This window comes from Kingella potus, from assembly GCF_900451175.1.
Taxonomy (GTDB): domain Bacteria; phylum Pseudomonadota; class Gammaproteobacteria; order Burkholderiales; family Neisseriaceae; genus Neisseria; species Neisseria potus.
Genome location: NZ_UGJJ01000005.1, coordinates 1 through 6,496 on the forward strand (window position 1 = coordinate 1; position 6,496 = coordinate 6,496).

The window sequence follows — 6,496 nt, forward strand, 5'->3', positions numbered from 1 at the left end:
TTGTCTTTTGTGGCAACCCTGCTGCTGCCTGCGTTGCTGCTTGCTGTTTTTGCTTTGACCAAGCAGATTTCCGCATAACTATTTGGGCAGACCAATGCTGCCGCGCGCTTGGGGCGGGCGAAAAGGGCGGTTGCCGTGTGCCAATGCAGGCAATATGAATACAAAGGCAGCCTGAAACGGGATACTTCGTTTCAGGCTGCCTTTTTTGCACCTTTTTTGTATTGATGCCGCTGTTTACTGTTCGCCGATGATGAGCACCGCGTTGCCTGCCGCCGAAGGCAAACGATGAGCTGGCGGCAATCCGCCGTGCGTGCTGCCATGCGCTGCTGCTGTCGGTGAGCGCGATGGGCGGCAGTTCGGGGTCGGGCTGTTTGTCCCAAAGCTGCGGCGGCAGTTTGCCTTGCGGATTGGTGTCGCGGCTGGCGATGCCCCATGCGAACGCGGCTTCCAATGCGCCTGCCGCGCCGAGTGTGTGCCCTGTGCTGGGTTTGGTGGAGGTGCAGGGCGTGCGGCTGCCGAATACTTGGGCGACGGCGCGGCTTTCCATGCTGTCGTTGTGGCGCGTGCCCGTGCCGTGCAGGTTTATCCAGCCGATGTCTTGCGGCCGCGAGCGCGGCGTGGCGCAGGGGCAGCCTGAAACGCTTGTGCCGCGCCCAAGCCGTCCGGTCGCGGCGAGGACATATGGTGGGCATCGCTGCTTGCGCCGTAGCCGAGAAGCTGCATTCCGCCGCCGAAATCGGCATCGCGCGTCATCACGAATGCGGCGGCGGCTTCGCCGATGTTGATGCCGTTGCGGCGGGCGGAAAACGGGTTGGCGATGCCGTCTGAAAGCACTTCCAGCGCGGCAAAGCCGTTGATGGTGAGCGGCGACAGGGTGTCCGCGCCGCCGCACAGCACGGCATCGGCAAGGTTGGCACGCAGCAGCCTTGCCGCGCTGATGAGTGCGCGCGCACCCGATGTGCAGGCGGTGGACACGGTGTAGCGCAGCCCGTGCAGCCCGTAAACATGGGCGGCAAATTCGGCGGGCGCGCCCATGGTGTGCTGCAATTGCTTGAACGGCTGCCCTGCCCATGCGCCGCCTTGGGCTGCGTGGGCAAACAGGGGGATGTTTTCGTCTGCGCCGCTGGTGGAGGTGCCGATGACCACGGCAACGCGGTGGCTGCCGTACCGCTCGGCGGCAGCCTGAATGTCGGGCTCGATTGGGCGAGGGCGTGCCAGAGCAGTTGGTTGTTGCGGCTGGCGTGTTCGGGCGGCAAACCGGCCGGCAGGGGGCGCAGGGCTTCGTTTGCCGCGCCGAATGCGTGGCTTTTGCCGCGCACCCATTGCTCGGAAAGGTCAGCGGCGATTGGGCGGACGGGTTCAGCAGCGCGTCGATATGGGTTTGCAAACCGCTGCCGAGCGCGCTGGTGGCGGCGGGGCGGCTGAGATAAACGGGGGTGGTCATGTTTTATTCTTCAAGTTGTTCTTCAAGCGGGCTGGCAATCCAGCGGGTTTGGTCGGGGAAGCGGATGTCAAACTGCCTGCCTTTGTGCGCCACGCACCACAAATCGCGCTGGCGGTAGCGGAACAATGCGCCGCTGTCTTCGGGGCAGAACGCCTGATGCCGCGCGGACGGCGTTTCAGGCTGCACCTGCCGCACATCGGGATACAGCGCGGCGGCGCGTTCGGCGGCAAGCAGCGGCAGCAGCGCGGCAAACAGGCGGCGCGATTGGGCGTTGGGCATCACGAAGCCGTCGTTTTGCCAGCCGCGCGGGCTGACGGTTTGGCGCGAAACGGGCGCGCCGAGCGCATCGGTCTGCACAAAGCGGATGCCGTCTGAAAGCTGCTCCACCGCCAACAGGCTGGTCTGCACCGTTTGCCCTGCGGCATCGGTTTGTTCCAGCTTGAACCACTGCGCCTGCTGCGGCAGCGTGGGCAGGGTGTGCGGATGGGGCAGCGCGGCGCAGGCGGCCAGGGCGAGCGCGGCGGTTATCGGGAAAAGGCGCATGGGGGTCCTTTGGGTGGGCAGTGTGTGCGGTTTGGGCTTTCAGGCTGCCTGATGCCGTCTGAAAGCGGTTTACGGGTTTCTGCGAAGCTAAACCGCTCCCTCTCCTGCGCTTGCGCGGGGGAGGGTGGGGGTGCTGTTTCGGCAGAAACAGGGTTTGCCAGAGCATCAGACGGTTTTGCCCCCACCCTAGCCCTCCCCGCAGGCGGGAGAGGGGACAGAGTTCGCGGGGGGATTACATTTTCAGGCTGCCTTTGATGCCGTCTGAAAGCGGACCGCGCTTCCGCGAAGCTAAACCTTGCGCTTGCCAAGCCGAAGGTTTAGCTTCGCGAAGCGGCGTACCCGCTTTCAGACGGCATCAAAGGCAGCCTGAAATGTAATCCCCCGCGAACTCTGTCCCCTCTCCCGCCTGCGGGGGAGGGCTAGGGTGGGGGCAAAACCGTCTGATGCTCTGGCAAACCCTGTTCTGCCGAAACAGCACCCCCACCCCTCCCCCGCGCAAGCGCAGGAGAGGGAGCGGTTTTAGCTTCGCAGAAACCCGTAACTCGCTTTCAGACGGCATCAGGCAGCCTGAAAGCCCAAACCGCACACACTGCCCACCCCAAAGGACCCCCATGCGCCTTTTCCCGATAACCGCCGCGCTCGCCCTGGCCGCCTGCGCCGCGCTGCCCCATCCGCACACCCTGCCCACGCTGCCGCAGCAGGCGCAGTGGTTCAAGCTGGAACAAACCGATGCCGCAGGGCAAACGGTGCAGACCAGCCTGTTGGCGGTGGAGCAGCTTTCAGACGGCATCCGCTTTGTGCAGACCGATGCGCTCGGCGCGCCCGTTTCGCGCCAAACCGTCAGCCCGCGCGGCTGGCAAAACGACGGCTTCGTGATGCCCAACGCCCAATCGCGCCGCCTGTTTGCCGCGCTGCTGCCGCTGCTTGCCGCCGAACGCGCCGCCGCGCTGTATCCCGATGTGCGGCAGGTGCAGCCTGAAACGCCGTCCGCGCGGCATCAGGCGTTCTGCCCCGAAGACAGCGGCGCATTGTTCCGCTACCGCCAGCGCGATTTGTGGTGCGTGGCGCACAAAGGCAGGCAGTTTGACATCCGCTTCCCCGACCAAACCCGCTGGATTGCCAGCCCGCTTGAAGAACAACTTGAAGAATAAAACATGACCACCCCCGTTTATCTCAGCCGCCCCGCCGCCACCAGCGCGCTCGGCAGCGGTTTGCAAACCCATATCGACGCGCTGCTGAACCCGTCCGCCCAATCGCCGCTGACCTTTTCCGAGCAATGGGTGCGCGGCAAAAGCCACGCATTCGGCGCGGCAAACGAAGCCCTGCGCCCCCTGCCGGCCGGTTTGCCGCCCGAACACGCCAGCCGCAACAACCAACTGCTCTGGCACGCCCTCGCCCAAATCGAGCCCGACATTCAGGCTGCCGCCGAGCGGTACGGCAGCCACCGCGTTGCCGTGGTCATCGGCACCTCCACCAGCGGCGCAGACGAAAACATCCCCCTGTTTGCCCACGCAGCCCAAGGCGGCGCATGGGCAGGGCAGCCGTTCAAGCAATTGCAGCACACCATGGGCGCGCCCGCCGAATTTGCCGCCCATGTTTACGGGCTGCACGGGCTGCGCTACACCGTGTCCACCGCCTGCACATCGGGTGCGCGCGCACTCATCAGCGCGGCAAGGCTGCTGCGTGCCAACCTTGCCGATGCCGTGCTGTGCGGCGGCGCGGACACCCTGTCGCCGCTCACCATCAACGGCTTTGCCGCGCTGGAAGTGCTTTCAGACGGCATCGCCAACCCGTTTTCCGCCCGCCGCAACGGCATCAACATCGGCGAAGCCGCCGCCGCATTCGTGATGACGCGCGATGCCGATTTCGGCGGCGGAATGCAGCTTCTCGGCTACGGCGCAAGCAGCGATGCCCACCATATGTCCTCGCCGCGACCGGACGGCTTGGGCGCGGCACAAGCGTTTCAGGCTGCCCTGCGCCACGCCGCGCTCGCGCCGCAAGACATCGGCTGGATAAACCTGCACGGCACGGGCACGCGCCACAACGACAGCATGGAAAGCCGCGCCGTCGCCCAAGTATTCGGCAGCCGCACGCCCTGCACCTCCACCAAACCCAGCACAGGGCACACACTCGGCGCGGCAGGCGCATTGGAAGCCGCGTTCGCATGGGGCATCGCCAGCCGCGACACCAATCCGCAAGGCAAACTGCCGCCGCAGCTTTGGGACAAACAGCCCGACCCCGAACTGCCGCCCATCGCGCTCACCGACAGCAGCAGCGCATGGCAGCACGCACGGCGGATTGCCGCCAGCTCATCGTTTGCCTTCGGCGGCAGCAACGCGGTGCTCATCATCGGCGAACAGTAAACAGCGGCATCAATACAAAAAAGGTGCAAAAAAGGCAGCCTGAAACGAAGTATCCCGTTTCAGGCTGCCTTTGTATTCATATTGCCTGCATTGGCACACGGCAACCGCCCTTTTTCGCCGCCCCAAGCGCGGCAGCATTGGTCTGCCCAAATAGTTATGCGGAAATCTGCTTGGTCAAAGCAAAAACAGCAAGCAGCAACGCAGGCAGCAGCAGGGTTGCCACAAAAGACAAGGCAGCGGTTTTCAGCGTAACCAAATCCGACACGCGGTTGGTTTGGATGTAATCCACCAAAGCATCGCGCACCGCCACATCCAACTGGCTGGCGGATTTAATTTTGTATTCTGTTTCCATCGTTGCGCTCCAAGTTGATTTTAACTTCGTTGAAGCCGCGTTTTCAGACGGCATCAAACCTTCAACACCAGCTTGCGGTACAGCCACTCCCCTGCAAACAGCACGCCCATCAGCACATACGACACAATCCCCGTGTACGCCGCCCACCAGTCGTAGCGTCCGCTCCACGCCAGCAACGCCGCCGTGCCGCCGTTGAGCACGAAAAAGCCGCACCAAATCTGCGTTACCCGCCGCGTGTGGCGCACGCCCTCGGGCGGCAGGTCGGGGTGTTGCAGGCGGGCAAGGCGTTCAATCACGGTTTGCTTGGCAAACAGGCTGCCGCCGAACACCGCCAGCATCAGCGCATTGACAGCAACGGGATACCAATACATCGAATCGGGCAGCCTGAAAACCAGCACGGCGGCAAAAAAGGCAGCCAGCAGCAAAGCTACCGCCCGCTGCCCCGCCGTTTGCGGCATGGCGGCACGCGCCAGCCACAGGGCGCACATGGCGGCGGCAAGCCAGAAAAACGCGCCGTTTTCGCGCCCGTAATACCACAGGAGCGGATAGGCAAGGCTGGCAAGGGCGAGCAGGATTTTGGCGATGGGCATGGTAGAAATGGAAACTTTCGGCAGCCTGAAAACGAACGCAGTGCGTTTCAGCGGAGCTAAAACGGTTTTTTGCGTTTCAGCGGAGATAAAACAAGCGAAGTGCGTTGCAGCGCGGCGAAAACAACGCAAGTTTCAGCCAAGCCCAACCTATCTGGCAGATTTTGCGCTCCGCCCAAACCCGTTCCGCCCGTTCGGGTTTGGGCGGAGCCTTTATCTTTCAGGCTGCCTTTTTCAGGCTGCCGCTTATTCGGCTTGCGCCGCCGCCTGCACGTTCAACACGCTTTGACCACATCGTCCACGGTGCGTACGTTGCGGAAGTCTTCGGCGTTGAGCTTGCGCCCTGTTTCGCGTTTGATGCTGTCGATGAGGTCAATCGCGTCTATGCTGTCGATTTCCAAATCTTCATACAGGTTGGTGTCGGGGCGGATGCGCTCGGGTTCTATTTCAAACAGGCTGACCAGCGTGTCGGCAAGCAGGCTGCGGATTTCGGCTTCGCTCAGGGTTTTGTGTTCGCTCATGGCTGCTCCTTAGGCTTGGGCTTGGCGGCTTTTGACAAATTCCGCCAGTGTTTTGACGCTGGCAAAATTGTCGCGCAGGTTGTCGTTTTCGCCGTCAAGCTGGAAGCCGAAGGTTTTCTGCACCGCCAAGCCCAGTTCCAGCGCGTCCACCGAATCCAGCCCCAAGCCTTCGTCGCCGAAGAGCGGGGCTTCGCTGCCGATGTCATCGGGCGTGATGTCTTCCAATGCGAGGCTGTCGATGATGAGTTGTTTGATTTGCTGTTCTAAGTCGTTCATGTGGTTTTCCTTGTGAAGTAGTCTTGCAGGTATTCGTTGAGCCGTCTTGCGGCGATGGGTAGGGGTTTTTCGGCGAGCCAGTCTTCGGGCGGATGTCTTCGCCCACGGTGATTTCGTAATGGATTTTGTGCGGTGGAATGCGGTACCACGGCTGCCCTTTTTTGAAATTGGGCGGGTTCATTCTGATGCACACGGGGGTGATGACTTGTGCGCTGCGTAAGCCGATGGACACCGCGCCACGGTGCATTCTGACCTGCCCGTCCCAGCCTGTGCGCGTGCCTTCGGGGAAAATCAGCAGGCTTTGCCCGCTTTGGAACACGGCTTCGATTTCTTCCAGCATTTCCATGCTTTCATCGTTGGGGATGTAGCCTGCGGCACGGATTTGGCTGCTCATGCTCGGGTTGCGTACC

At 62.6% G+C, this 6,496-nt stretch carries 8 protein-coding genes and 2 pseudogenes; 3 read left to right on the plus strand and 7 right to left on the minus strand.

The annotated features are described in order from the left end of the window. Window positions 1-234: 234 nt before the first annotated feature. Window positions 235-1,444: pseudogene (locus DYE40_RS11985) on the minus strand (beta-ketoacyl-ACP synthase). A 3-nt stretch (window positions 1,445-1,447) separates the two neighbouring features. Then, the gene (locus tag DYE40_RS11990; protein ID WP_115308788.1) at window positions 1,448-1,987 is read right to left on the minus strand and encodes a hypothetical protein; all 540 of its coding nucleotides are present in this window, start codon (window positions 1,985-1,987) and stop codon (window positions 1,448-1,450) included. Window positions 1,988-2,598: 611 nt separating this feature from the next. Between DYE40_RS11990 and DYE40_RS11995 the strand changes: the two genes are divergently transcribed. Continuing rightward, window positions 2,599-3,138 (plus strand): hypothetical protein, encoded by a 540-nt coding sequence (locus tag DYE40_RS11995; protein ID WP_115308788.1) that lies wholly within the window; start codon window positions 2,599-2,601, stop codon window positions 3,136-3,138. Window positions 3,139-3,141: 3 nt separating this feature from the next. Beyond that, window positions 3,142-4,350, plus strand: coding sequence for a beta-ketoacyl-ACP synthase (locus DYE40_RS12000; protein WP_115308789.1), 1,209 nt, complete (start codon window positions 3,142-3,144; stop codon window positions 4,348-4,350). Window positions 4,351-4,504: 154 nt separating this feature from the next. On the opposite strand, the gene DYE40_RS12005 is transcribed toward DYE40_RS12000, so the two are convergent. Both DYE40_RS12005 and DYE40_RS12010 read right to left on the minus strand, forming a co-directional pair. Further along, a complete protein-coding gene (locus DYE40_RS12005) occupies window positions 4,505-4,702 on the minus strand; it encodes a hypothetical protein (RefSeq protein ID WP_115308790.1) in 198 nt (65 codons plus the stop codon). Between the two features lie 53 nt (window positions 4,703-4,755). Continuing rightward, entirely contained in the window at window positions 4,756-5,292 is a 537-nt protein-coding gene (locus tag DYE40_RS12010) for a COG4648 family protein (RefSeq protein ID WP_115308791.1), read from the minus strand. Between DYE40_RS12010 and DYE40_RS12430 the strand changes: the two genes are divergently transcribed. Then, complete coding sequence (locus DYE40_RS12430) at window positions 5,285-5,578, plus strand: hypothetical protein (protein WP_147286649.1); 294 nt, start codon at window positions 5,285-5,287, stop codon at window positions 5,576-5,578. The genes DYE40_RS12010 and DYE40_RS12430 overlap by 8 nt on opposite strands. On the opposite strand, the gene DYE40_RS12015 is transcribed toward DYE40_RS12430, so the two are convergent. The 3 genes and pseudogenes from DYE40_RS12015 to DYE40_RS12025 form a co-directional block, all read right to left on the minus strand. Continuing rightward, the gene (locus DYE40_RS12015) at window positions 5,565-5,792 is read right to left on the minus strand and encodes an acyl carrier protein (RefSeq protein ID WP_115309308.1); all 228 of its coding nucleotides are present in this window, start codon (window positions 5,790-5,792) and stop codon (window positions 5,565-5,567) included. The genes DYE40_RS12430 and DYE40_RS12015 overlap by 14 nt on opposite strands. Before the next feature lie 27 nt (window positions 5,793-5,819). Next, window positions 5,820-6,086 carry a phosphopantetheine-binding protein gene (locus tag DYE40_RS12020; RefSeq protein WP_115308792.1) on the minus strand — a complete coding sequence of 89 codons (267 nt, stop codon included), beginning with the start codon at window positions 6,084-6,086 and terminating at the stop codon, window positions 5,820-5,822. Beyond that, window positions 6,083-6,496, minus strand: a pseudogene (locus DYE40_RS12025) (lysophospholipid acyltransferase family protein); the annotation flags it as partial. The pseudogene DYE40_RS12025 and the gene DYE40_RS12020, both read right to left, overlap by 4 nt.

Bases quoted from the DNA above. Each gene is read 5' to 3' on its own strand.
- DYE40_RS12000 (WP_115308789.1), top strand. From the start codon at position 3,142: ATGACCACCCCCGTTTATCTCAGCCGCCCCGCCGCCACCAGCGCGCTC.
- DYE40_RS12020 (WP_115308792.1), bottom strand. From the start codon at position 6,086: ATGAACGACTTAGAACAGCAAATCAAACAACTCATCATCGACAGCCTC.
- DYE40_RS12005 (WP_115308790.1), bottom strand. From the start codon at position 4,702: ATGGAAACAGAATACAAAATTAAATCCGCCAGCCAGTTGGATGTGGCG.
- DYE40_RS11995 (WP_115308788.1), top strand. From the start codon at position 2,599: ATGCGCCTTTTCCCGATAACCGCCGCGCTCGCCCTGGCCGCCTGCGCC.
- DYE40_RS12430 (WP_147286649.1), top strand. From the start codon at position 5,285: ATGGGCATGGTAGAAATGGAAACTTTCGGCAGCCTGAAAACGAACGCA.
- DYE40_RS12010 (WP_115308791.1), bottom strand. From the start codon at position 5,292: ATGCCCATCGCCAAAATCCTGCTCGCCCTTGCCAGCCTTGCCTATCCG.
- DYE40_RS11990 (WP_115308788.1), bottom strand. From the start codon at position 1,987: ATGCGCCTTTTCCCGATAACCGCCGCGCTCGCCCTGGCCGCCTGCGCC.